General features: G+C 51.6%; 17 protein-coding genes. 8 read left to right on the forward strand and 9 right to left on the reverse strand.

Annotated elements, in window-relative coordinates; all coding sequences use genetic code 11:
- Window positions 1–87 precede the first annotated feature (87 nt).
- Both QEH59_RS00325 and QEH59_RS00330 read right to left on the reverse strand, forming a co-directional pair.
- Window positions 88–549, reverse strand: coding sequence for a hypothetical protein (locus tag QEH59_RS00325; protein WP_308983358.1), 462 nt, complete (start codon window positions 547–549; stop codon window positions 88–90).
- 77 nt (window positions 550–626) lie between these two features.
- Window positions 627–1,409, reverse strand: coding sequence for a TIGR00282 family metallophosphoesterase (locus tag QEH59_RS00330; protein ID WP_308983359.1), 783 nt, complete (start codon window positions 1,407–1,409; stop codon window positions 627–629).
- Between the two features lie 148 nt (window positions 1,410–1,557).
- Between QEH59_RS00330 and QEH59_RS00335 the strand changes: the two genes are divergently transcribed.
- From QEH59_RS00335 to QEH59_RS00345, 3 genes are all read left to right on the forward strand, one after another.
- Window positions 1,558–2,367: an ABC transporter ATP-binding protein gene (locus QEH59_RS00335; RefSeq protein ID WP_308983360.1), complete on the forward strand. Its 810-nt coding sequence runs from the start codon at window positions 1,558–1,560 to the stop codon at window positions 2,365–2,367.
- A gap of 108 nt (window positions 2,368–2,475) precedes the next feature.
- Window positions 2,476–4,260, forward strand: coding sequence for a biosynthetic-type acetolactate synthase large subunit (gene ilvB, locus QEH59_RS00340; protein ID WP_308983361.1), 1,785 nt, complete (start codon window positions 2,476–2,478; stop codon window positions 4,258–4,260).
- A gap of 61 nt (window positions 4,261–4,321) precedes the next feature.
- Window positions 4,322–5,350, forward strand: coding sequence for a DUF481 domain-containing protein (locus QEH59_RS00345; protein WP_308983362.1), 1,029 nt, complete (start codon window positions 4,322–4,324; stop codon window positions 5,348–5,350).
- A gap of 166 nt (window positions 5,351–5,516) precedes the next feature.
- On the opposite strand, the gene dmeF is transcribed toward QEH59_RS00345, so the two are convergent.
- From dmeF to QEH59_RS00365, 4 genes are all read right to left on the reverse strand, one after another.
- Complete coding sequence (gene dmeF, locus QEH59_RS00350) at window positions 5,517–6,506, reverse strand: CDF family Co(II)/Ni(II) efflux transporter DmeF (RefSeq protein WP_308983363.1); 990 nt, start codon at window positions 6,504–6,506, stop codon at window positions 5,517–5,519.
- A gap of 8 nt (window positions 6,507–6,514) precedes the next feature.
- Complete coding sequence (locus QEH59_RS00355) at window positions 6,515–6,790, reverse strand: metal/formaldehyde-sensitive transcriptional repressor (protein WP_308983364.1); 276 nt, start codon at window positions 6,788–6,790, stop codon at window positions 6,515–6,517.
- Window positions 6,791–6,943: 153 nt separating this feature from the next.
- Window positions 6,944–8,005: a tryptophan--tRNA ligase gene (trpS, locus tag QEH59_RS00360; protein ID WP_308983365.1), complete on the reverse strand. Its 1,062-nt coding sequence runs from the start codon at window positions 8,003–8,005 to the stop codon at window positions 6,944–6,946.
- A gap of 253 nt (window positions 8,006–8,258) precedes the next feature.
- The gene (locus tag QEH59_RS00365; protein WP_308983366.1) at window positions 8,259–9,035 is read right to left on the reverse strand and encodes a DeoR/GlpR family DNA-binding transcription regulator; all 777 of its coding nucleotides are present in this window, start codon (window positions 9,033–9,035) and stop codon (window positions 8,259–8,261) included.
- A gap of 270 nt (window positions 9,036–9,305) precedes the next feature.
- Here QEH59_RS00365 and QEH59_RS00370 point away from each other — a divergent pair, with 270 nt between their 5' ends.
- From QEH59_RS00370 to QEH59_RS00385, 4 genes are read left to right on the forward strand one after another with little or no spacing between them, the layout of a single operon-like run.
- On the forward strand, window positions 9,306–10,052 hold the full coding sequence (locus tag QEH59_RS00370) for an MIP/aquaporin family protein (RefSeq protein ID WP_308983367.1): 747 nt from the start codon (window positions 9,306–9,308) through the stop codon (window positions 10,050–10,052).
- A 34-nt stretch (window positions 10,053–10,086) separates the two neighbouring features.
- Window positions 10,087–11,595, forward strand: a complete 1,509-nt coding sequence (gene glpK / locus QEH59_RS00375) for a glycerol kinase GlpK (RefSeq protein ID WP_308983368.1) — start codon at window positions 10,087–10,089, stop codon at window positions 11,593–11,595.
- 46 nt (window positions 11,596–11,641) lie between these two features.
- Window positions 11,642–12,871, forward strand: a complete 1,230-nt coding sequence (locus QEH59_RS00380; RefSeq protein ID WP_308983369.1) for a carbohydrate porin — start codon at window positions 11,642–11,644, stop codon at window positions 12,869–12,871.
- Window positions 12,872–12,904: 33 nt separating this feature from the next.
- Window positions 12,905–14,470, forward strand: coding sequence for a glycerol-3-phosphate dehydrogenase/oxidase (locus QEH59_RS00385; RefSeq protein WP_308983370.1), 1,566 nt, complete (start codon window positions 12,905–12,907; stop codon window positions 14,468–14,470).
- 83 nt (window positions 14,471–14,553) lie between these two features.
- Here the strand turns inward: QEH59_RS00385 and QEH59_RS00390 are convergent, their stop codons facing one another.
- Both QEH59_RS00390 and fabD read right to left on the reverse strand, forming a co-directional pair.
- Window positions 14,554–15,966: a UDP-N-acetylmuramate--L-alanine ligase gene (locus QEH59_RS00390; protein ID WP_308983371.1), complete on the reverse strand. Its 1,413-nt coding sequence runs from the start codon at window positions 15,964–15,966 to the stop codon at window positions 14,554–14,556.
- A 6-nt stretch (window positions 15,967–15,972) separates the two neighbouring features.
- Entirely contained in the window at window positions 15,973–16,878 is a 906-nt protein-coding gene (gene fabD / locus QEH59_RS00395) for an ACP S-malonyltransferase (RefSeq protein WP_308983372.1), read from the reverse strand.
- 203 nt (window positions 16,879–17,081) lie between these two features.
- Between fabD and QEH59_RS00400 the strand changes: the two genes are divergently transcribed.
- On the forward strand, window positions 17,082–17,522 hold the full coding sequence (locus QEH59_RS00400; protein ID WP_308983373.1) for a DUF5069 domain-containing protein: 441 nt from the start codon (window positions 17,082–17,084) through the stop codon (window positions 17,520–17,522).
- A 9-nt stretch (window positions 17,523–17,531) separates the two neighbouring features.
- Here the strand turns inward: QEH59_RS00400 and QEH59_RS00405 are convergent, their stop codons facing one another.
- Window positions 17,532–24,389, reverse strand: coding sequence for a LamG-like jellyroll fold domain-containing protein (locus QEH59_RS00405; RefSeq protein WP_308983374.1), 6,858 nt, complete (start codon window positions 24,387–24,389; stop codon window positions 17,532–17,534).
- Between the last annotated feature and the right edge of the window lie 351 nt (window positions 24,390–24,740).

The raw sequence follows: 24,740 nt of genomic DNA on the forward strand, positions 1-24,740 counted from the left end.
AATACCCCTGCAATACCCAATACTAAAGCATAAAGCCTGGCACCCAAAAGGATGCCAGGCTCTGAAAACAAACTAAATAATTGTGAACTATTTACCTGCGCAACAAGCCATTTTCGGCATGGGGAGCGTGGGTGCTGCAGCCACCGCTTTTTTCTTAAGCGGATCACCACAGCCCTGCTTATCGCCACTCGCGGCTTTGTCATCGCAAGCCTTCTTGTCGCCGCAAGCGACTTTGTTATCGCAAGCTGCTTTATCGCCGCAAGCCTCCTTGTCGCCGCAAGCCTTCTTGTCGCCGCAAGCCTTCTTGTCGCCGCAAGCCTTCTTGTCGCCGCAAGCCTTCTTGTCATCGCAAGTTACTTTTTCATCGCAGTTGTTTTTAGTCTGACAAGCAGCCAGATCACTTGCTTGAGACCCAGGCCCCTGCCCACACGATGCAGATGATACAGACGATACAGACGATACAGACGAGCAGGATGCAGATGATCCACCCTGTAATTGAGCAGTCATTGCTGCAGCGATAAAGAAGATGGGAATAAATCGTAATTTCATAGTGTATGTATTAATAAATTGCATGCTCTTTAAACGAATCTCTAAAGCATGATCTGGTATCTGAATATGATTCCAAATTATTTTGCAAGTTCCACTCGCTGAAAACTTAGACTCAACCCCGAATCAGCATCTACCTCAATTAAACATCCGGCAATCCTGACATCACCTTCAGCCACGGGAAAACGTCGCTTCATACCGTCTTTGAAGGTAGCGAGAACTTGACTAACATCGCGTCCCAACACCGATGCATAAGGGCCACACATCCCTGCATCAGTCAAATAGGCAGTCCCTTGCGGCAATACGCGTCCATCCGCAGTAGGTACATGCGTATGCGTGCCCACGACTGCAGAAGCCCGACCATCCAAATGCCATCCCAAGGCAATTTTCTCAGATGTGGCCTCCATATGTGCTTCCACAAAAACTGCATCGCACTGAGATTTTAATTCGGTTAATTTCAAATCTGCCATACGAAATGGACAGCTAGACTTCAGAGCCAGATAATTACGTCCCAACAGCGTAAACACAGCGAGACGAAAACCATTCCTCTCCACTATCACATGTGTTCGACCAGGATTTTGCTCAGGTAAATTTGCAGGACGGCATACCGCAGCCAACTGATCGATTTCATTTTCAAAATTCTTCTGATCCCAAACATGGTCTCCAAGTGTAATCGCATCGACTCCTGCTGCAATCAATCCATCCGCAATCTTTTTAGTGATGCCCGCTCCACCGGCGGAATTCTCTGCGTTCGCAATAACAAAATCGGCATCCAACTCAGCACGTAGTGCGGCTACACGCTCCATCACAAAATGACGACCAGGGCGGCCGACGATATCCCCTAAAAACAAAATCTTTGGCATATGCCTGCATATATGGAGCTGAAGAGAGAACGCGCAAGACACGAAAAGCGCTTGCGGCTAAAATAAACACACTTCAGCCTTCGCGCGCTCTGCCAGCCTCAGTATTCACATGATTAAATAAACGTTTAAACTCACACAAGAAATCACAATGAATTGCAAGAACACGCAGACCGCCCCACCGCTCTTAGCCGTCGAATCCCTAAAAGTGACTCGTGGCGATGTCGACATATTGAAAGGTATCAATTGGCGCATACAACCAGGCGAGAACTGGGCAATCTTAGGTGCCAATGGTTGTGGCAAAACAACGCTGCTCTCTGCGATCACCGCCTACCGTGCCCCCTCCTCCGGCGAAATTCATGTGGTCGGCGAAACCTATGGTGAAAGCGACTGGAACGAAATTCGGCAGCAATTAGGCATTGTCAGCAGTGCCTTAAGCCAACGTGTTCCGAGCGATGAGTGGGCCATCGAAACCGTATTAAGCGGTCAGAGTGCGCAACTGGGTTATTGGACTCGGGAAAAGAAAGTCGATTCACACAAAGCATTGCGCTGTCTAGGAAAGATGGGGGTGCGCGCACTAGCGAAAAGGGCCTGGGGTGTGCTCAGCCAGGGCGAGCGACAAAAAGTTTTCATTGCGCGCGCCCTCATAAACGATCCGCAACTACTGATACTCGACGAACCCTGCGCCGGTCTGGACCCCGTAGCACGTGAACGCTTCTTAGTCAGTTTAACAAAATTGACGCGCCTGAAAAAAAGCCCCGCCATCGTGCTAGTGACACACCACGTCGAAGAAATCATTCCTCAAATCACACATGTACTCCTACTCAAAAAAGGTAAAGTCTTTGCTGCAGGCCCGAAACGAGAAGTGCTACTGCAGCACGAAAAAATGAGCAAAGCCTTCGGCGCAAACATACATGTGCAGGAGGATTCGGAAGCCCAGCGCTTTTGGATGAAATTTTAAGCGAGCTTCCGTGCTTGATTCGTAGGCGATTTACTGTCTTCTTCCTAGCCCTTTCACATGGGCCCAGTGCTCAGACATACAAATCACATAGCAAAAAACCACTCACGAATGAAAACCGATAAAGCAATCGACTTCCCTGAACAGGACGAAATTGGCCCCGAAATGAAGGGTGCTGATGTCTTGGTCGCCTCTCTAGAGCGCGAGGGTGTGGATGTGGTGTATGCCTATCCCGGTGGCGCTTCCATGGAGCTACACCAAGCATTAACAAAAAGCCAAAAGATACGCACAATCCTCCCACGCTTCGAACAAGGTGGTGGCTTTATGGCCCACGGTCACGCTCGCGCAACTGGAAAAGCCAGCGTATGCATGGCGACTTCCGGCCCTGGAGCGACGAACCTGGTGACCTGTATCGCAGATGCATTCATGGATAGCATCCCACTGATCGCAATCACTGGCCAGGTTTACCAACAGTTCATTGGAAAAACTGCGTTCCAGGAAACCGATTTCTTCGGCATGACTTTGCCAATTGTAAAGCATAGCTTTCTGGTATTGGATAAAGAAGATCTTCCACGCGTAGTCAAAGAAGCATTTCACATCGCGACCTCCGGACGCCCTGGCCCAGTAGTGATCGATATACCCAAGGATGTGCAGCAGGCCATTTACGCCCCCACATTCCCAGCAAAGATTGATTTACCAGGCTATAAAATTGAATCCACAAAGCCTCAGGCGAGCGATGAAGCGCTACAACAAGTGCTCGACCTAATCAGTGGCTCAGAACGGCCCGTACTCTACATCGGCGGTGGCATCATTTCAGCCGAAGCACACTTAGAGATGCGTGAATTTGCGGAGGTAACAGGCGTGCCTGTAGCTTCCACACTCATGGGACTGGGGGCATTTGACGCCGAACACCCACAGTCGCTCTACTGGTTCGGCATGCACGGCACCGTTGCCGGCAACTGGGCAGTCTGCGACAGTGATGTCCTCGTCTGCGCAGGTGCTCGGTTTGATGACCGTATCACTGGGGTTGTGTCTAAATTTGCCCCGGACGCCGAAATCGTCCATATCGATATTGATGTTTCTGAGCACAATAAAAATAAGCGCGTGCAGCACCCGATCCACTCAGATGTGAAATACGCACTGAAGCGTATGACTGAACTAGCCAAATCTGGCAAATTTGATAAACCTGATCTAACAGCTTGGTTCAAAACAATTAACGCTTGGAAGGCTGAATATCCCTTCTCCTACGACAAAAGTGGCCACATCACCCAGCAAGAAGCAATCGAAACGCTGTATGAGGTCACAAAAGGCGATGCCATCATTACAACCGGTGTGGGCCAGCACCAAATGTGGACAGCTCAATTCTTCAAGTTCCGCGAACCGCGCACCTACATCAGTTCACTCGGCCTCGGCACCATGGGCTTCGGCCTTCCGGCAGCCATTGGCGCCAAAGTAGCCTTTCCCGATAAGTTAGTTGTCAACATCGATGGTGACGGTTGCTTCATGATGAACATTCAAGAATTGGCTACGGCGAAAATCGAGAAGATTAATGCCAAGACCATTATCCTGAATAATCAGCATCTGGGGATGGTCGTTCAATGGGAAGACCTGCTCTACGAAAGTGTCCGCGGGCAAACCATTCTTTGCGACAAAGACAACATCGGCGGCCCGGACAACATCGATGCCATCTATCCAGATTTTGTTAAGATTTCTGAGGGTTTCGGCGTTGCTGGTAAACGCGTCGTCAAACGCGAAGACCTACGTGCCGCCATCGAAGAAATGATCGCTCACGACGGACCTTATGTGCTTGAAGTCATCGTGCCATACACAGAGCACGTGCTGCCAATGATTAAACAAGGCCTCTCAGCAAAAGAAATTCTAATCAAATCCGAATAAGGTCTAACACTTGCTTTTAATCGCGAACTCTCAAGCGAAGAGAGTTCGCATTTTTTTTGCTATGAAACGAACCACACAAATCCTCCTCTCCAGCCTGTTTATCAGCTCAATAGCGACTGCCGATGTCATACGCACCACTGACGGCGCACAACTCATTGGCACGATCACCCTGATCGACAAAGGTGTCATTCATTTGGACACAGCTTACGCTGGTGAATTAAAAATCAAACAAGACCAAGTCGAGAGTTTCCAGTCGGACGCCCCACGCGTGGTACGTCTCGCCAGTGGCACCGTAATGGCCGGTCCGATTGCTAGTAATGGCGGCGATACTATCCGCATTCAATCCGAAGACGGCGTACTCGAAACGAACACAGCCAAAGTTGCCGCAGCTTGGGCTCCCAGCGCAGAAGACCCGGAAATCGCACGTAATCGGCGCGGATGGCGCTATCAGGCCAGCTTGGATGTCACAGGCAAAAATGGTAATACCGACAAATTCAGAATCGGCGCCAGCTTTGATGCTGAATTAAAAGGACCAAACGACACACTCGCCTTCTTCCTAGACTACGAACAAGCTGAAGACAACGGCAATAAAACTGAAGATCGCACAGCTGGTGGCGCCTCCTATGAATCCTTCTTCAGCGATGTGCTCGGCTGGTATGTACGCACAGAACTTGAAAATGATCCAATCGATAATATTCAGCTTCGCTCCACTAGTGCAGGTGGTCTCTCCTATCGTTTACTACACAAAGACCACCAAACACTGGTCGCTCGTTCTGGTCTCGGTTATCGCTACACCGCTTACGAGAACGCACAAGCCGACGAATCCAGTGCAACTGTCGATTTTGGCTTAGCGCACACTTACCGCTTCAACAATCAATTCAAAATGCAGAACGATCTCACATTCGTCCCTGCAGTTGATGACTTCAGCAATTATCGTGTGGTACACGACAGCGGCATAGAAATCCCAGTCGGTAGCGGCGACCATTGGAAAATTCGCATGGGCATCAAAAACGAATACGAGAGCCAAACGACCGCCGAAGAAAAGATGGATACCACCTACTACACCAAGATGGTGTATTCGTGGGACTAGCTGCTAGATCAAACCAGCTTCCTACAAAAGCTACTTTTACAAGCTGACTCAAGTCATCCGACTGAGTCAGCTTTTTTGTGCCCGAATGCGTATCAGCGGCACAACAACAGCCAAGCCACTGCCATCAGCCCCCCCCCACTTGCTGTCGCGCGATGATTATAAACCACTAGGCCGCATGTATCTCAACCGTCACGTGCGGGAACTGAGTTGCATCTAAACGCGCCTGATACACCTCACTAACCTCAGGTCTGGCAGACACAATCGCAGCAATCACACTATAACGATTCGGACCAATTGACCAAATATGCAGATCACTTAATTGACTGTGTCCATCCGATTCAATCGCATGCTTCACCTGATCCAACACAGGCTGCGGCGCCTGAAAATCCAACAGTATCTGACTGGTCTGCTTGAGAAGCCCAATAGACCACTTTGCGACTAGTACCGACCCAACAATGCCCATGATGGGATCCATCCAAATCCAACCGAAGTATTTAGCTGCCAAAAGTGCAATAATTGCAGTCACCGAAGTTAAAGCATCCGCCATTACATGCAAGTAAGCTGAGCGTAAATTATGATCATGCCCAGCCTCTGCCTGCTCAGCTGCAGCATCGTGACTGTGGTGCGCATGCGAGTTATGATGGCCTCCCTGATTGTGGTGATGGTGATCATGGTCGTGGTGATCATGGTCGTGGTGATGATCTGCTCCCAAAATAAAAACTGAAACACCGTTAACAATCAATCCTACCAGCGCAACGCCAATGGCAGAATTGAATGCAATCTCAGTCGGATTCAGCAATCGCTCCACACTCTCCCACGACATCACAATCGCAAACACAGCGAGCAGCAATGCCCCGGTAAAACCACCCAGAGCATTCACCTTACCCGTGCCAAAACTAAAACGTCTATCGTGTGCATGCTTGCGGGCATACATATATGCGAAAGCTGTAATACCTAATGCGGCGGTGTGAGAGGCCATGTGTAAACCATCTGCCAGCAGCGCCATCGAACCAAACATAACCCCTGCCGCAATCTCGATCACCATCATAAATGCGGTAATGGCAATCACCCACAAAGTTCGTGACTCCCCCACCTTACGTGTCTCTTGCCCAAAACTATGGCTATGCTGCCATTTCGATACGTCTATTTGGCTCATAAGTTATACTATTTTAAATAACTATTAATGATCGCTTGCACCTCCTGGGAGGCAAGCCTGACAGAATCCGTAACCCCTTCGGCTCCTAATAAATGATGTTCAATGTGCTCATGAATCAACTCACGTGTCAATGAATTCAAAGCCCCACGACACGCTGCCACATTCTGTAAAATGGCATAGCAATCCTCCTGCTCACTCAACATACGCTCCACCCCCTCTAATTGCCCTTTTAAGCGACGCACCCGCGCCACCAACTTCTGAGTATCCTGATGTAAATGTCCCATCACCTTATACTATACCCTAGTATAGTATAGGCAAGTTCTTTTCAAGACCAACTACAGCTCATTCATACAAAGAAAATAGACATGTGTGGTGCCTTGCGCCCGCGTGAGTTCAGGTCGCAAGGCATCACGCGACTAAGTCATAAAACGTAAAAATCAGCGAGGCCGCTCTACAAATCCCGCTTTGCGATAAGCCTTCGCCAGCACTTTATATGCGCGCCGCTGTGCCACTTCAGCACCACTCTTTAGCACGCTCTCCAAATAAGCCTTATCGGTAATCAATTCTTTATATTTAGTCTGCACAGGTTCGAGCACGCTAATGACTGCATCAGCGACCTCTTGCTTTAGGCGACCATAGCCTTCGCCCCGCAATGAATCTTCAATATCAGCGATCGCACGGCCACTCATGGCAGAATAAATTTGCAGCAAATTACTCACTCCAGGCTTGTCCTCGCTAGACACGATCTCACTGCCGGAGTCTGTCACTGCACTCATAATCTTCTTTTTCAACGTAGTAGGTTCATCCAGAAGATAGAGTGTAGCGTTCTGATTGTCGTCACTTTTTGACATTTTGCGCTCTGGATTTTGCAGTGACATAATGCGGGCACCCTGCTTCGGAATGAAGGCCTCGGGGATCGTAAAGGTGTCTGAATAATTGTGATTAAACCGCTGCGCCAAGTCACGGCACAGTTCTAAGTGCTGACGCTGGTCGTTGCCAACGGGAACCGCATCAGCATTATACAGCAGAATATCTGCTGCCATCAACACAGGATACATCAGCAAACCTGAATTAACAGAAGCACCGGCACGAGCGCCGTCGTGAGTAAATTTTAAATCGTTCCCCTCCCCTACATTAAAGCCCAGCTTGGCAGCCTTCTCCTTAAACTGAGTCATGCGCTGTAAGTCACCGATCGGCGTGATACAACTAAGCAACCATGCCAACTCAGTATGGCCGATCACGTGAGATTGCACAAAAATATTTGAGCGTGTAGGATCCAAGCCGCAAGCGATGTACTGCGCCACACAAGAAAGCGTGTTTTTACGCAACTCAGCTGGACTATATTTTACCGTGATCGCATGCATATTAACCACGCCGAAATAACACTCATAGTCGTCGAGCATGGTCGTCCAATTCTTTACCGCACCCAGGTAATTACCCAGCGTCAATTGACCGGTAGGTTGTGCACATGTTAGAATGACTGGCTTTGCTTCGCTCATAAGACTTCGATTGACGGCAGCAGAAGCGCGCTTGTCAACCCAACTTCTCGCATTCGCACCTGATGGATGAGCAAGCAAAGAATAGCCAGCAACAGGAAACATGCACTACACCTCAGAATCCATGGTGCGTATACGAATAGACACGACGCAACACCCTTCCCCGGTACTTAGCATTGTCCGTCATACGTAATGAATAGATCACACTTGGCCTTACCGAATCAAAAGTCCACAAAGTCCATGATTCGGATTCATGCTAAGCTTCCTTCGGTAATTCAGCCACGATCACTCGAATCCCCGCTCTCTCATACAACTTAAGTAGGCCGGAAGCCGCCCGGTCATCGGTTACCAACACTGAAAACTGACTGATTTCACCAAAAATAAAGGGGCTCTTTTGCTCCAATTTTGTGGAATCACAGACCACACACACATTTTCAGCACGTGGAATCAGGCGTTCCTTGAGTACAGCTTGCCCGGGATTCACCTCCGAAGCTCCCAACAAATGATGCAATCCGTCCACGCCGACAAAAAGCCATTTAATGACAAAACGCTTCAAAGCATCCTCTGCCATTGCGCCTACATACGAACGCGAACGTTCTTCATAAGCACCGCCAGTGCAAATCAAGTCACAATTTGGACGACCGCCCAAGGCCACAATGACGTGGTGTGCGTTTGTCAGTACCGTCAATGGCACCTGAGGCAAATAATTCGTCATCGTCAACACAGTTGAGCTTGCGTCCAGAAAGATCGTGTCATTGGGCTGAATTAATTGCACCGCAGCACGAGCAACTACCGATTTCTCAAAGCGATTGGTCGATTGCCGCGCTGGCAGCGGCATATCATGCCGCGCATCAGTAATACGCGTAGCTCCGCCATGTATCCGGATCACACGCTTCTCGCCTGCCAAAGCTTCCAAGTCCTTACGGATTGTCTCGTTCGTCACTTCAAATTCACGAGCTAACTCTATGCTTTTAACCGATCCTTCTGCCTCGATTCGACGCAAAATAAACTCCTGACGTTGAGAAGGTAACATTTTTCTATAGGGTTATTCTTTGAGAAATTCAGAATCCTAAATTGGAATTCACAAGTTATACACCTTCTAAATATTGGAAATCAAAGAAATTCTTTTTGGATTAAGACTAAAAGTCCAAGAATAAACGCCTAAATTTTGTATTACACTAAGAAATCAAAACATAAATAAATACATAAGATACTTACAACAAATAACTTGCAAAATAAATAAACATATTTATTAATATAGACCTACCATTTCAACTATAACCCAAAAAACCAAAATACCCCAATGCATCCTTACTTTGCTGAAGTACTCGGTACCGCACTCCTGATTCTATTCGGAAACGGAGTTGTCGCGAATGTCCTCCTCTCTAAATCCAAAGCTGAAAATGGCGGATGGATTGTCATTACCTTAGGCTGGGGGCTTGCCGTCGCTCTAGCAGTCTACGTCGTGGGGCGCGTTTCCGGCGCGCACATTAACCCCGCAGTCACCATTGGCCTGGCTAGCATAGGAGCCTTCGAATGGTCTCAAGTGCCTGGATACATCCTCTCGCAAATTGCGGGTGGTTTCATCGGTTCCGTACTGGTCTACCTCAGTTTCTATGCACACTGGGAAGAAACAGAAGACCCTGGCCTAATATTGGCCTGCCACAGCACCTCTCCAGCCATTCGAAAATTTGGTCCAGCATTTATGACTGAATTCATCGGCACTGTAATCCTCGTCTTTTGTATTCTGGCTCTCGGCAAAGTGGCTCTCGGCGCAGATAGCACACAACTGGCATGGACCACAGCAATGGGCACATGGTTTGGGCCTTTGCTAGTTGGCCTACTAGTGCTTGCAATTGGCCTATCTTTAGGTGGCCCAACAGGCTATGCCATCAACCCTGCCCGCGACTTAGGCCCACGCCTCGCTCATACCATACTACCTATTAAAGGCAAAGGCAGTTCAGACTGGAGCTACGCATGGGTTCCGATTGTCGCTCCGATTCTAGGAGCCATCGCCGGCGCACAACTCTTCGTCTATTCCGCACTCTAAACATTCACCTCACCCTCAACCCAAATACAATACCATGTCTCAAGAAAAATACATTCTCGCATTCGACCAAGGCACTACCAGCTCCCGCTCTATCATCTTTGATCACGACGGCAAAGTATGCGCCGTCGCTCAAAAAGAATTTCGACAAATTTACCCCAAGCCAGGTTGGGTGGAGCACGACCCAATGGAAATCTGGTCCAGCCAAAGTTCCACCGCTGCCGAAGCAATCTCACGCGCCGACCTATCGGCAGATTCCATCGCTGCGGTTGGTGTCACCAATCAACGCGAGACAACTATCGTCTGGGACAAAAACACTGGTAAACCAGTCTATAACGCCATCGTTTGGCAAGATCGTCGCACTGCCGACTATTGCCGCAAGCTCAAAGAAGAAGGCATCGAAGCCATGGTCACTGAAAAGACCGGCCTGCGCTTAGACCCTTACTTTGCTGGCACAAAGGTTCGTTGGATCCTAGAAAACGTCGCCGGCGCACGCGAAAAGGCCGAAGCGGGTAAACTGCTGTTTGGCACTGTGGATTCATGGCTGGTTTGGCAACTCACCGGCCATAAGGTGCACGTCACCGATATCACCAACGCCAGCCGCACACTCTTCTACAACATCGAACTAGATGGCTGGGACGATGAGCTGCTGGAACTCTTTGATATCCCGCGCAGTATGTTGCCCGAAATCAAATCCTGCTCTGAAGTCTATGGGCACGTAGAGAAAAACCTCTACCCGGGCGGCGCCCCCATTGCTGGGATCGCCGGCGACCAACATGCTGCCCTCTTCGGACAAGCTTGCTTCGAACCTGGCATGGCGAAGAACACCTACGGCACCGGCTGTTTCTTACTCATGAATATGGGCGAGAAACCTATTCGTTCGAAGAACAATCTACTCACCACCGTCGCTTGGCGCATCGGCGACAAAACTGAATATGCACTCGAAGGTTCGATCTTTATCGGTGGCGCCGTAGTGCAATGGATTCGTGACGAATTACAACTCGTTCGTACTGCACAAGAACTGGATGCACTTGCAGCAACAGTCGAAGACGCCGGTGGCCTCTTCCTGGTGCCAGCATTCGCGGGCTTGGGTGCACCTCATTGGGACCCTTACGCCCGCGGGGCTGCACTCGGTATTACACGTGGCACCAATCGTGCACATTTCTGCCGTGCGGCACTTGAATCGATTGCCTTCCAAAGCGCTGACCTCATCACTGCAATGGAGAAAGATAGCGGTATTTCACTCAAAGAACTACGCGTTGACGGCGGCGCCTGCCAAAGCGATCCACTGCTACAATTCCAAGCAGACCTCTTGCAAACTGAAGTCATTCGCCCCAAGTGCATCGAGACCACAGCCCTCGGCGCCGCTTACCTCGCCGGCCTCGCAGTCGGCTTCTGGAAGAGCCGCGACTCGATCACCAAACGCTGGGAACAAGAGCGCTCCTTTGAGCCTCAACGTAAAGCTGAAGACATGACCGCTCTCACTGCCGGGTGGAACAAGGCCCTCGAACGCTCCAAGAAGTGGGAAGACGCCGTCGACGAATAAGCCACACATACGACACCAGACAAACAACTCCAGTCATTCCACACCCATGAAATCCTACCCCACCATCCTCAGTTTATGCAGCCTCGCACTACTCCCAAACATAATTTTTGGAGCCGACGAATCGCCCTACCTCTTCGGAGATTGGGGCGGGGCTCGCACTGAACTTGCCGACAAAGGCGTCTCGCTTAACCTGTTTCACATCTTCGATGTGTATGACGACTTCTCTGGTGCCGCCGAAAGCGGCGGCACCTACTTTGGTCGTCAACGCGTCGCCATTGACCTCGACTTAGAAAAACTTCTAGGTTGGGAAAATAGCTACATCGCAATCAGCGGCGTGCACCAATACGGAAACAACTACAATCGCTCTCGCTTCGGAGTATTCACTAACCCGAGTTCAATCGAAGGCACAGAAACCACCCGCTTGGCCAATATCTATTTTGGTCAAAGTTTGTTCGACGGACAGGTAAATTATCAGATCGGAAAAGTGGATGGCGTGGGTGCCTTTGGCTCACAAGAATATGGCAGCTCCTTCATGAACGATGAGTTCGCCTATGTAGCCAATGCCATCTTCGGTAGTGCACTCCCCTTCGATCCGGCCCAGAAGCTCGGTTTGATTGTGGAATATCAACCCAACGGCACGCAACTCTACCTCAAAGGCGGCGTCTTTGATTCCAATCAATTGGATGCCTATGCAGATGATCACAACGGCCTTAGTTTTGACTGGGAGGGGCCAATTGCCTATGCCGCGGAGCTTGGTTACCGTTCGGATCCTGATAAGACAGATAAACCGGGCTTCGTCAAATTAGGCTTCCATTACAACACGGGCAATTTTGCAAACTTCCTAGGCACGACAGAAGACGAGAATAACAAGCTCATCTACCTGAGTGCTGGCCGCACCTTGCACAACTTCGACAGTCAACAACAACGACGTATCGACGGCTCGATCACTTGGGTACACGCCCCCGAAGATCGTAACCTCTATGCTGATGAGCTCATCTTCGTTCTTCGTGCAATCGGCCCCTTCGCCGCCCGTCCGAACGATGAACTCGGCCTCGGTGTAGTCGCTGCTTATATCAGCGATGATTATTCAGATGCCTCTCAAAGCGCTGGTGGCCCCGTCGCCGAAGAAGAATACACCGTGGAACTGTCCTACAAAGCAGCCATCACACCGTGGTTCCAATTACAACCCAGCTTACAAGCCGTCATGAATCCGGCTGGCGACACTGATCGCGACACCGTCTGGATCGCGGGCTTACGCTCCGTGATCACATTCTAGAAATTAACTCATAATCTCAAACGAAAGCATCTCATGAAAAGATCAATCTCACTCGATCGCGCACAAGCCGCCGACAAAGTTTTCGACGTAGTCATCATTGGTGGCGGGGCCTCAGGTCTCGGCGCAGCTGTCGACGCGGCCGCACGCGGACACAGCGTCGCCCTCTTCGAACAAGCCGACTTCGCCAAAGGTACTTCTAGCCGCTCCACCAAGCTCGTGCACGGTGGTGTCCGCTACCTGCAACAAGGCAACGTCTCCTTAGTATTGGAAGCACTTCGCGAACGCGGTCGCCTCACACAAAATGCCCCCCACCTGGTGCACTCACAGTCCTTTGTCATTCCAAACTACTCTTGGTGGGAAGGCCCCTTCTACGGCATCGGCATGAAAGTCTACGACCAACTCGCAGGCAAACTGGGGCTCTCCCCGTCACGCCATCTCAGCAAAAAAGAGACTGTCGAGTTAATCCCGACCGTTGAGCAAAACAAACTGGTCGGCGGCGTCGTCTACCACGACGGTCAATTCGATGACTCTCGCCTAGCGGTCAACCTCGCGCAAACCGCCGAAGAGCTCGGCGCTGCGATGCTGAACTACTGCCGCTGTGTCGGACTCGTCAAAGAAAACGACGTCGTATCCGGCGTTCAAATACACGACATAGAAAACGACACTAAATTCACCGTGCGTGCCAAGAGTGTCATCAATGCGACTGGAGTTTTTGTCGACGACCTACGCAAGATGGATGAGCCACAGGCCAAAGGCATTATCGCCGTCAGCCAAGGCATCCACATCGTGCTGCCCAAGAGCTTCCTGCCCGGCAATGCCGCCATCATGATTCCCAAGACAGCCGACGGCCGGGTGCTCTTTGCGGTGCCATGGCACGACCACGTGATTGTCGGCACCACCGACACACCACTCGCCTCTCACAGCCTGGAACCACGCGCACTGGAAGAGGAGCGCGACTTCGTGCTCACCCACGCCTGCAAATACTTGACCAAAGATCCTAAGCCGGAAGACGTGTTGAGCATATTTGCTGGATTGCGCCCCCTAGTTAAAGCCGGCGACGGCTCCGACACGGCGGCACTCTCGCGTGACCACAGCATCATCGTCAGCGGCAGCGGACTCATCACCCTGACCGGTGGCAAATGGACGACCTATCGCAAGATGGCCGAAGATGTGATCGAACAGGCCGAAACCTTAGGCGGGCTCGAGCACAAGCGCTGCCAAACAGAAGACATGCAAATTCACGGTTGGACACGAGCCGCCGCCAGCCAAACCAACTTGGCCAGCTATGGCTCCGATGCACTACGCATCCAAGACCTCATTAAAGAGCATCCAGAACTCGGCGAAAAAGTGCACGCCCAGCTCCCCTATCAGCAAGCAGAAGTCGTCTGGCACGCCCGCGAAGAGATGGCCCGCAGCGTCGAAGACGTATTGGCACGCCGCACTCGCGCGCTGCTGCTCAACGCCCGCGCTTCGATCGAAGCCGCCCCAATGGTGGCCAAAATCCTAGCCAAGGAACTCAGCCGCGATGCCGAATGGGAAGCCGAACAAATCCAGGCCTACACCGAACTGGCCGAAGGTTACATCTTCCCGACGAGCTAAAGAATTCTTCATTGTAGTAGTGTATACTCCATATTGTAGTAAGTGTATACCGTAAGCCCGCTACGAATTTTCGTAGTGGGCTTTTATGGCTCTAAAAGTGCAGCCAATCGCCGTGGCAAGGCATCGAAAGAACCATTGGTTAAAAAGACAAATACACCGCCTTGCTGAGCCTTGAGTTGCTGCTGCAGATGCTCAAAGAGTTTCTCATTATTGACAAAAGCAGCCGCTTGCACTCCCCGTGCAACAAGAGATTCAGCCATCGCAACGGTGTTTAAACGCTGCTCTGGGCGCATGCGTTCCGCCCGATGCACCGCCCCGAGACAGACTCGGTCTGCCTGCGCAAGTGCGGCTTCAAATTCGACCTGAAACTGTGAAGATGCAGCCGTATTACTGCGTGGCTCAAAACAAACTGTCATCGTCCGGTCAGGATAAGCGGCTTGTAATGCCTCAATCGCCCCTGACACTGCCGTAGGATGATGAGCAAAATCCTCTAGAACAGTCCAATTCGCATCCGTGTACAACACATCCTGCCGACGACGTACGCCACCAAAATGCTCGAGCGCAGCTAGTGTAAATTCGCTTGGATCGCTGCAGCCACTGGCCAAGGCAGCTGCCAAAGCTCCCATTGCCGCATTGCGAGCATTAAACAGACCATGCAGCGGCCAGCGGACCTGCCCCCATAGTTTGCCCCGCCACACCAACTCGAACTGGGCACCCGTGGGTGCATCTTTAAAAGCACGAATGATTAAATCGTTGTTCTCACTGGTGCCGACTCGCAGCACCTGTGTCCATGGTGCAGGTAAAAGTTCAGCAATGTGCCTATCGTCGCCATTAACGAGTGCATAGCCAGAGCTTGGAATAATGCGTAAGAGATGCCGAAACGTGCGCTGCACGTCTTCAAGATCTCGAAAGATATCTGCATGATCGAACTCTAGATTATTAAGCACCGCAACCTGGGGGCGATAGTGGATAAATTTACTGCGCTTATCAAAGAAAGCGGAGTCATACTCATCCCCTTCGATCACAAAAGCCCGTCCTTTACCAAGTTTAGCACCTCCCGAGAGATCATTCGGCACCCCTCCGATCAACCACCCAGGCTGTGCACCCGCTTGCTCCAGCAAGTAGGCCGTCACAGTAGAAGTGGTGGTTTTTCCATGCGTTCCTGTGATCACCACAGGTTTACGCCGTGGCAACACCGTATCATGAAACAGGGCTGGCAAAGAGATGTAAGCGACTTCCGATTGATCCAGTAACCACTCCACCTCCGGATTACCGCGACTCATGGCATTGCCCACCACAACCTGATCCGGCTTGAGTGACGCTAAGCGAGCCGCATCAAAACCTTCCAATACATCAATTCCCGCATCCGCCAGCACATCGCACATCGGTGGGTACACCCCAGCATCGCAGCCAAGCACCTCATGTCCTTGTTCTTTAATGAGTAATGCAGCATTTCCCATGGCAGTGCCACAGATGCCCATAAAATAGATAAGCATCAGAGACTACTCAGGAATCTCAGCAAATTCAGACATCGGCGTGACCACCAATGTCTTGTCTATACGTTTGGCGAACCCTGCGAGCACCTTACCGGGACCACATTCGTAAAATTGACTAATTCCATTATCAGCAGCCATATTACGCAAATTATCTTCAAAGCGCACAGAAGAGACGACTTGACTAACCAATGCATCCTTAATTGCCTGCGGATCACTAATTTGCTGCCCAGTTACGTTGGTGTAGCAAATCAACTCAGGTGCTTTAAAATCAAAGTCTTGAATAAAGTCTGCAAAGGCATCACGTGCCGAAACCATTAATTTACTATGATAAGCCCCCGCCACATTTAATGGCTTGCAGAGTTTGAAGCGCCCCTTGGATGCGGCAACAGCTTCAAGCACCTTCGCATTGTCCCCCGAAATCACGATCTGTCCGGGACAATTTAAATTCGCAATTTCAATGTCGAATTCAGCGCAAAAACTTTGCACATCTTCGGGCTTGCCACCAATCACCGCCGCCATGCCCCCTTTAGTCGCATCGCAGGCCAATTGCATCAGGCGCCCACGTTCGGCCACCAAGCGTAAGCCCGTCGCGAAGTCATAGACTCCAGCAGCTGCCAGGGCTGTGAGCTCACCCAAACTCAGACCGCAAGCCGCCTGTAAATCTTGCAACTGACCGCGCTCCTTCAAAATGCTAAAGAGCACATAGCCCTGCACATAGAGTGCCGGCTGGCAAACCTTGGTTTCAGTCAGAGCCTCATCTGGCCCCTCGAAACAAAGCGACTTCAAATCCCAACCTAATACCTCATTTGCTTCGTCGTAGAGCGCTTTCGCGATCTCCGAGTTCTCGTAAAGCGAACGCCCCATGCCGACCGTTTGCGCGCCTTGTCCGGAAAAAAGAATACCTGTTGCCATAATATAATAAGATTCAAATGAGATGAAACCCGCATTATTTGCGCTGCAACGCTCGAGAATCAACTAGAAAGCGCAATTGAGTGCTATGATGACACTGCACTGGCAACTACATTTGGACACGTCGATGCGCTGGCGGACGCATGTTGTAGCGGAGAGACAGCGATCGGCTTGCTTTTTGCCAACAAGCTTGAACATTCTCCCCCATGACTCAAGCAACACAGAAACCGCTCTCTCCCTACTCTGAAATACGTGGCATGCTCTATTTTCCGCGCATGCTGGATAAAATCCGTAAACACGCGGCCTCGCAGCTACACGATGATTTTCACAAAAGCTTGGGTGTGGCCTTGGATGGACGCTGCTGCGCCTATCTGCGTGTCGCCTACCCCGACTTGGTGAAGCGCACTTTAGAGGGCGACAGCGACGAAGCCATCTTTGACTGGTGCCAGGAAAACGGCCGACAACTAGACGAAGTCGACGTATTTATTTGGAATGAATATGCGCGCAAGATCGGCTGGAACGACGCCCGCAGTGAAGCACTGAAAGGCTATAAGTCAGACAGCGGCATTCGCCACCGTGAAGACATACATACGATGTTTGACTACATGGAGGTCGACGAAGGCCGCGACGGCATCCAGATCGCATAGGCACACTGCCTAGTCGACCTCCACCGCCCACTTGTAGAACTGCTTATCGGTGTTCATTTGTATCGTGCGCTCAAAGGCATCTCCGAGTTCGATCCAGTCGCCGGATGACAGGTCATCGTTGCTCCAGAGTTGGATGCGGAAATGCAAGTCACCCTCGGCATCGGGTACAATTAATGTCTGCTCATAGTTCAAACCTCCCAGTGCACTGAGTGGATACAGCCCGGCTGCAGCTTGGAGTTCGCTGTGCGTGCGAATCAAGTCGAGCACACTGTCACTTAGCTCGGTATCGGCAATCAATGGATCGAGGCCAGCCGCGAGCTCGGCTCCGTCGTTGAAGAGATCGCCGTCGGTATCCGTCATCAGCGCGTTCGTGCCTAGTATTTGCTCCGCCGCATTGTCGAGTCCATCGCCGTCCAGATCCTGGCTCGCGGTGTAAACGAGGCTGCCAAATTGCTCCATTTCCCAAGCATCCACCAATCCGTCGTCATCGCTATCTACGACATCTGTGATCAGGGCAAAGTCGCCTTGGTAATCAAGGCGCGCCCAGACTTGTTGATTGTCCAAATCGATCCCCCAGCTGCCCACGCTGTCTTCAGCGGTGGGAGCTCGCATGAGGGGCGCCTCTGCTGCGAGTTCGAGAGTGGCCGAAACCGCGGGTAGCCAATCACCGGCATCGCTGTCTGCGGTATCGGCATCCAGGAAGGCGGCGATACGTAGCGACTGAATCTCCAGTGCGGATAAACGGCTGGCATCGTAGCTCAGCTTGATGGTGTAGGCGTCGCAACGATTGCGGCCAGGGGCCTCACGCATGCCATTTAGACTCACGATATCGGAAACGACTTTGCTCTCGCCGGCATCATACCAGTCATCGCGAGACCACCAACCGGTAGTGATATTACGATATTGTCCAAAACTGGTGCTTCCATAGCTGTGCACGGTTTCATCGCTATTAACACCATCGACCACTTCGACACTTGTTCCGATAAAGCCATCATCCAGTGGCGCACGGTCTTGAATATTACGATCATTGTAGTTCTCCCCGGAAGCGACGGTGAACTGCAATCCATTTCGGGAATAGGTATACGCATCCCAGACCGACCAGTCATCAAAAGTGCCATGGCCATCCGTGTCGGGCGACATATAAGTCTGCACCCAAACAAAGGGTCCGTTGATCTCGACAAGCAGGTAGGCAATCGGCCGCCCGGCGATCGTCGTGCTATCGATCAGGCAGTTCAAGTGTTGATCCTCGGCCGGACTACGGCTGATCGAGTAAAATTTCTCCGAAGCGGAGCCACAGGTAAAATCAAACATGTAAGGCTTATTACCATCATCCAGGCTAACCGCGACCGAGCGGTCGTAGATATGATTGTGGCCACTAAACCAACCATCGACTTGTGAGGCTTTGCCAGCTTCCAAATACGGTTGCGGGCTATCGACGTATTCCGTCATCGCGGGGTGCGATGCCACAGAGAACAAGCCTGGGTGAGAATAGCCGAAGATGTGCGCATAGGGATTCGCCGCGCGTATTTCAGCAAATTTCTCAGCCACCCAATCGGAGTAATTGTCCGAGCTACCACCGTTCCAGAGGTCCAGCGAGACGAAGTAAGTGTCCTGCCCTGCATCCAAGACATAACTGAAGTTATTTGGATTGGGCGATGCCTCACTGCCGCCGGGCACATCGCTCGGATCGACCACGGCCCCCTCACCTTCGAACAGATATGGGAAGGCGGCCTGCCACGCGGCTTCTCCCTCGGAGGTGGGCAAGTATGCGTTGGCATCGTGGTTGCCACGCACGGGATAGAAGCCGATCCCATTCTCCAGTAATGGAGTGGCCAGCACTTCTTTTAAATACTCCAACTCGGTCAACTTGGCATCGCCGCCCGAGTAACCATCGGTCACATCGCCAACGTGAATCGCAAATTCGGGCGCTTGCGCAATCAACTCACGTGCGATGGCGGAAGCCTCATCGGTCGGCACTCCCAGCGTGCTGCCCTGGGTATCGGGAATCACTGCAAAGCGTAGTGCCAGCTCACTGCCGGGCATGGCGGCGCGAGCCAACTCAGCCGGCTCTTCCACCATGATTTCTAGAATCACAGTAGTGGTGCCTTCGTCATTGTCGGTGACAGAAATCACAAAGGTATTGAGACCAAAATGGCTGGCACTAGGCGTGCCACTCAGGCTGCCGTCGGCATGCACGATCAACCAATCCGGTCCACTGACTTTGGCAAAATACATGGTATCGCCATCGGCATCACTGGCGTATTCGGCCACGCTGGCGGCGTAATCGCTGCCAGCGAGCGCATGGGCCGTTTCGATATGTTCACTCTCGAAAACAGGCGCATAGGGATGCAGGTCGGAGAGCAAGTTCATCCACAAGTCGAAACCGATGTCGGAGCTAAAGCCGTCGCGGTTATGAATCTCTACTGCGAGCACATTTTCGCCCTCGACCAGTGCATCGCTAGCCACACTGAATTCATAGAAGGTGCTCTCGGCCGCTCCGTCGGTGATGCTACTGGAGAAGGTCTCCGAGCTGATCTCACCGGCGGGCATGTTATCGCGAATGATTTCGATCCCATTGAGGTAGACGATCACGCCGTCATCGCGCAATACGCCGAACTCAAGCTCACGAACGCCTTCCAGATCTTCCAGCACGAAGGCTTTACGGAAGTAGTATGTAATGTGCTTATCGTTGCTATCGGAGCCGTAGCTGAGCGTGGTGACTTCGTTGGAGTCGCCATAGCCGAACTTCGCGGGTCCTTGCGCCCAGGTGCTGTCGTCAAAAGCAGCGGCGCGCCATGCTGTGCCGGCATCGCTCCCATCATCAAGATAGGCCCAGTCGGCACCGGCGGTGATAATGGACTCACTCACCTTTGGAGTATTGTCCGATTCCAGGATGGCAGTCGCTTGCAGATTGAAGCTTAAGTCGGAACTGCTGGCGTCGCTATTATGTAGTTCGACGGCCAATACATTTGTTCCAGTCACCAGCGCATCTGCGGCAACACTGAACTCGAAGTAAGTGCTTTCATCATCCCCACCCAGTGCAGAGGAAGCATAGGTCTGATAATTAACAGCGCCGCTAGGCATATTGTCGCGCAACAGCTCCTGCCCATTGAGATAAATGATCACACCATCATCCCGCAGCACTTCGATTAAGATCCCTTCGATCCCAGCGAGCGAGTCGAGCTCGAAGGCCTTTCGGAAGTAGGTGGTCGGATGCTTGTTGGCAACATCTGTGCCATAGCTGAGAACTGTGGCCTCGTCACCGTCTCCATAGCCGAACTCAGCCGTGCCGGTGGACCATGCACTGTCGTCAAAGTCGCTCGCTGTCCAGTCAGTGCCCTGATCGGATCCGTCATCGAGATACAACCACTGCGCATCTTTTTCAACAAATGGGGCTAATTCTGACGGGACGGTCTCGTCGTTGGCATACGCGCTCACCTCTTCGGCACTCAGGCTGGCGGAGAAAACACGTAGCTCATCGATCAAACCATTAAAGCCATAGTCACTACTGACCGACATGTTGCCGATGCGGAAGGGACGTTCTGCAGACAGCGTGCTTTGCAACGTATCAATCGTCACCGCGCGCTCGGCCACCAGTTGCCCGTTGACATACAGCAACACGGATTCACCGGGAACAAAAACCCCCGCAACATGCACCCAACCATCGGTGCCCTCGCTGGAGCGCACGGATAGGTTCACCGTATCGGTGGCGGTATACCCCACTCCGGCGGCAGTCACCTGAAAGCTTAATTGCTGGGTGTTCGAATGCGTCGTCTTCAAGACGTATTGATCATTGGCCGCGCCGCCTGATTGATCGATACCGGCAATCACACCATAGCTGCTGACACCTTCCGGTTTCACCCAGGCGGACACACTGACCGCACCGGTCAAGTTAAGCGCCTCGGGAGTGCCCACCAGCACTTGATCCTCACTGTTACCGGAAAAGCGGATCGCACCGTTGCGGTGCCCCACACTCTCCCATGCGGCAGACGCCTGCAAGGTGCCTGAAATCCCATTACCGGAAAAATCTCCAGCACTGGTTCCGGAACCTTCATCGAAGGGCCAGTAGGCGACTAATCCCGCAGCTTCACCTTCGATCGGCTCAGCGGCTTCGGTCTGGGCACTCGCCTCCGCGGACCATTCTGTCTGACGCCCTCCGCTCACACCGGAAATACGATAGCTGTAACTGGTATTGGGAGCCAGTCCGCTGTCATTGTAACTCGTGGCATCTCCTGCGAGTGCGCTGCTCACCACGAGGTAGTCACCTGAGCCGACTCGACGCTCCAGGATCAAATTATCATAGCTGGCGGAATCCAGATCCCAAGTGAGCGAAATACTGGATGTATCTTCAGCATTCGCAGTCAAATCAAGAATCGAACCGCTTATGTATCCCAACTCGACACTTGCCAAATCGGACCACTCAGAAAAGGCATCGGCAATGGTCAATGACCGGATACGGTAACTGTAAGTCACTCCGCTAACAACTTCGGTATCTAAATAGCTGATACTATCCGCCGCAAGTATTGCGACTGTCGCGTAGCCGGCATTCTCACCGGACGCACGACGCTGGATCTCCAAACTCTCCACCTCAGTATCTGTCAGCGCCGACCATGTCAGGCTCACACCGGCACCGCCATCACCGGCACTAAAGTCTGCCGGCACTTCCAAATCTGCATTGGCCAATTGTGGGAAGTAGAGAGTGCGATTTGGCTCGCGGCCCTCCCCCTTGACCTCGATGCGGTCCGTCCAAATCTCAATTTCGGCATAGGCAGTGGTGTCAGCGGTTTCCACCATACCTTCCAAATTTATAAAGTGTATATCACCACTCTGTCCGTAAGCACCCGAATGGTTATGCCCATTCATCCATGCGCGGATGTTGGAATAGTCCGCCAAGAGTGTCAGCAACTCACTGGCCTGAGGACTGATGTGGGCTGTGCCGGGAGGATAGACCGGATAGTGATCAAAAATGATGACCGGCTCTGAATTTTCCAGCGCGGCATCGAGTCCGTCGCGCAACCAGGCCAATTGCTCTGCGCTGTGGATACCGTAGCCCGCATCGTTACCATCGAGCACGAAGAAGCGCCAGCCCTCGACGACGAAGGTATAATAATTGGAGGGTATCTTAAGGGCTTCCACAACATCCTCCAAAGTGTGACTGCCAACCGCTAAGTCGTGATTACCGACGACTTGATAGCTGGGGTGAACCAGGTCATCCCAGATTTCCATCATCGGCTCGAAACTCTCAAAGTAGTTATCAATAAAATCTCCCAGGCAAATGACGAACTCCAGATCGCGCGTATTGAAGTCCTCCACCATCACCGGCAACTTCGTCAGACTGTTGCGATAATAACGCGAACCGGCTGGATCCGAATCTTTATATTGCGGGTCCGCCACAGCACCAAAAGAAAAGAGATAAGTGCCCTCTGCAGGCGACGTTCCATCGCGATCTGCAAGCTGGATAAGTTCGCTGGCATCGAGCCCGACATTATAAATCGCAACTTGATCGATGGCTCCATTAAAACCATAGCCTGAGCTTTCTGTCATGTTACCGATGCGAAACGGCACCGCCTCACTCAGGGTGCTTTGCATGCTCTCCAAGGACGTCGCTTTCTGAGCGACTTCAACACCGTCGATATAGAGCAGCAGTTCTTCACCCGGCAGGAACACGCCAGCCACATGAATCCAACCATCCTCACTGGCAGAGGCACGATCGACGATTGATTGGGTATCACTCACCGATACCGCGCTGCCCCCGGCACCGGTCACTTGAAAGCTGAGATAACTGCTAGTCGCCCCCGTCGTTTTCAATACGTATTGGTCATTACTCGCACCACCGGACTGATCAATGCCGGCAATCACTCCATAACTGCTCATGCCATCGGGATGCACCCAAGCGGCAACCGTTACAGCGCCTGTGATATTCAAGGCATCCGGAGCTCCAAGTAGCAACTGACTATCATCGTCATTGACGATCTGTAGCGCACTGCCCTCGACACCATCCACCCAACTCGCACTACCCGTAAGCGTGCCGATCAAATCATTTTCCGAATCAGTCGCAGTCGTGCCCGTGCCCTCATCAAAGTCCCAATAAGCGACGCGGCCGGACGCTTCACTCACGGGGTCTTCCAGAGCCGTGCCGGGCGCGGCGTGCAACTCAGCCACCGCAGTGCTGCTGATCGCGTAATCGTAAAGCTGCACATCATCGACAGCACCGTCCAAATAATAGGAAGTCGCCGTCGTCGTCATCGCTCCGATTTTAAAAGGCGCGACATCGATTTTTGACTGCAATTGTGCCGGCACATTAGTGTTTTCAGCCATCAATGAGCCATCCACATATAAACGTGCAAACTCGCCCGCTTGATACACCCCAACCAAGTGGATCCAGCCGTCGGCCGATGCTTCAGACAGATTTTTAAAAGTATCGGTCGAGTGTAAGGTGGCCGAACTGCCGCCCTCCCCGGTCACCTGAAAAATGATACGACCATCGCCCGAAGAAGCGGTTTTCAAGACAAACTGATCATTCGCAGTGCCGCCCGAGCTGTCGATTCCGGCAAAGATACCATAATTAGTGATGTCATTGTATTTCGCCCACACCGAAAGCGTCAACGAGCCCTGCAGGTTCAATGCATCCGAATCAAATTCAATGTAGTCACCCGATACGCCGGGGAAAACGGCCGCATTACCGGCCTTGCCGGCCCCCCAAGCAATCGAACCGGTCAGCTCACCATCGATCCCTGCGCCACTGGCATCGGCAGCCACAGTGCCCGATGTTTCGTCCAGTTTCCAATGCGCCACCAGCCCCGCAGTGCTGGCGCTCGCAAGCGCAGTACAGAAGCTGCCAATTAAATATAGTTTTTTGAAATTCATCTTATATGCCTCGAATGAAATGCTCTTCACAAAATTGTCGGATGCTCACGGAAGCTGCCCGCAAACATCAAAGCCGCGATCAATGAAGTGGAGAATCTACAAGTCAAACACTGGGACATAAGCTTAACCAAGGTCACGAATCGCGACATTTGACCGGTTTTCTTCACATTGCAGACGCAGCTTTCACATAAGATTTTCCAACGCCTTAATATCGCTCGTATCAGGAGGCATCCATTCTAACGTCAATAACGACCGTCAGTTGCATAACAAAATATTCAGTAGATTTTGATTAAGGAAAGATACAATCAAAGCAGGACATAGATTAGGCAAAGCAGGTCTTTAAAGATGAAT

Origin of the sequence: Thalassobacterium sedimentorum (genome assembly GCF_031127905.1) — a bacterium.
Taxonomy (GTDB): domain Bacteria; phylum Verrucomicrobiota; class Verrucomicrobiia; order Opitutales; family Coraliomargaritaceae; genus Thalassobacterium; species Thalassobacterium sedimentorum.

What these genes read in the sequence shown, in the direction of transcription:
- QEH59_RS00325 (WP_308983358.1), bottom strand. Translation starts at nt 549, where the DNA reads ATGAAATTACGATTTATTCCCATCTTCTTTATCGCTGCAGCAATGACT.
- QEH59_RS00330 (WP_308983359.1), bottom strand. Translation starts at nt 1,409, where the DNA reads ATGCCAAAGATTTTGTTTTTAGGGGATATCGTCGGCCGCCCTGGTCGT.
- QEH59_RS00335 (WP_308983360.1), top strand. Translation starts at nt 1,558, where the DNA reads ATGAATTGCAAGAACACGCAGACCGCCCCACCGCTCTTAGCCGTCGAA.
- ilvB (WP_308983361.1), top strand. Translation starts at nt 2,476, where the DNA reads ATGAAAACCGATAAAGCAATCGACTTCCCTGAACAGGACGAAATTGGC.
- QEH59_RS00345 (WP_308983362.1), top strand. Translation starts at nt 4,322, where the DNA reads ATGAAACGAACCACACAAATCCTCCTCTCCAGCCTGTTTATCAGCTCA.
- dmeF (WP_308983363.1), bottom strand. Translation starts at nt 6,506, where the DNA reads ATGAGCCAAATAGACGTATCGAAATGGCAGCATAGCCATAGTTTTGGG.
- QEH59_RS00355 (WP_308983364.1), bottom strand. Translation starts at nt 6,790, where the DNA reads ATGGGACATTTACATCAGGATACTCAGAAGTTGGTGGCGCGGGTGCGT.
- trpS (WP_308983365.1), bottom strand. Translation starts at nt 8,005, where the DNA reads ATGAGCGAAGCAAAGCCAGTCATTCTAACATGTGCACAACCTACCGGT.
- QEH59_RS00365 (WP_308983366.1), bottom strand. Translation starts at nt 9,035, where the DNA reads ATGTTACCTTCTCAACGTCAGGAGTTTATTTTGCGTCGAATCGAGGCA.
- QEH59_RS00370 (WP_308983367.1), top strand. Translation starts at nt 9,306, where the DNA reads ATGCATCCTTACTTTGCTGAAGTACTCGGTACCGCACTCCTGATTCTA.
- glpK (WP_308983368.1), top strand. Translation starts at nt 10,087, where the DNA reads ATGTCTCAAGAAAAATACATTCTCGCATTCGACCAAGGCACTACCAGC.
- QEH59_RS00380 (WP_308983369.1), top strand. Translation starts at nt 11,642, where the DNA reads ATGAAATCCTACCCCACCATCCTCAGTTTATGCAGCCTCGCACTACTC.
- QEH59_RS00385 (WP_308983370.1), top strand. Translation starts at nt 12,905, where the DNA reads ATGAAAAGATCAATCTCACTCGATCGCGCACAAGCCGCCGACAAAGTT.
- QEH59_RS00390 (WP_308983371.1), bottom strand. Translation starts at nt 15,966, where the DNA reads ATGCTTATCTATTTTATGGGCATCTGTGGCACTGCCATGGGAAATGCT.
- fabD (WP_308983372.1), bottom strand. Translation starts at nt 16,878, where the DNA reads ATGGCAACAGGTATTCTTTTTTCCGGACAAGGCGCGCAAACGGTCGGC.
- QEH59_RS00400 (WP_308983373.1), top strand. Translation starts at nt 17,082, where the DNA reads ATGACTCAAGCAACACAGAAACCGCTCTCTCCCTACTCTGAAATACGT.
- QEH59_RS00405 (WP_308983374.1), bottom strand. Translation starts at nt 24,389, where the DNA reads ATGAATTTCAAAAAACTATATTTAATTGGCAGCTTCTGTACTGCGCTT.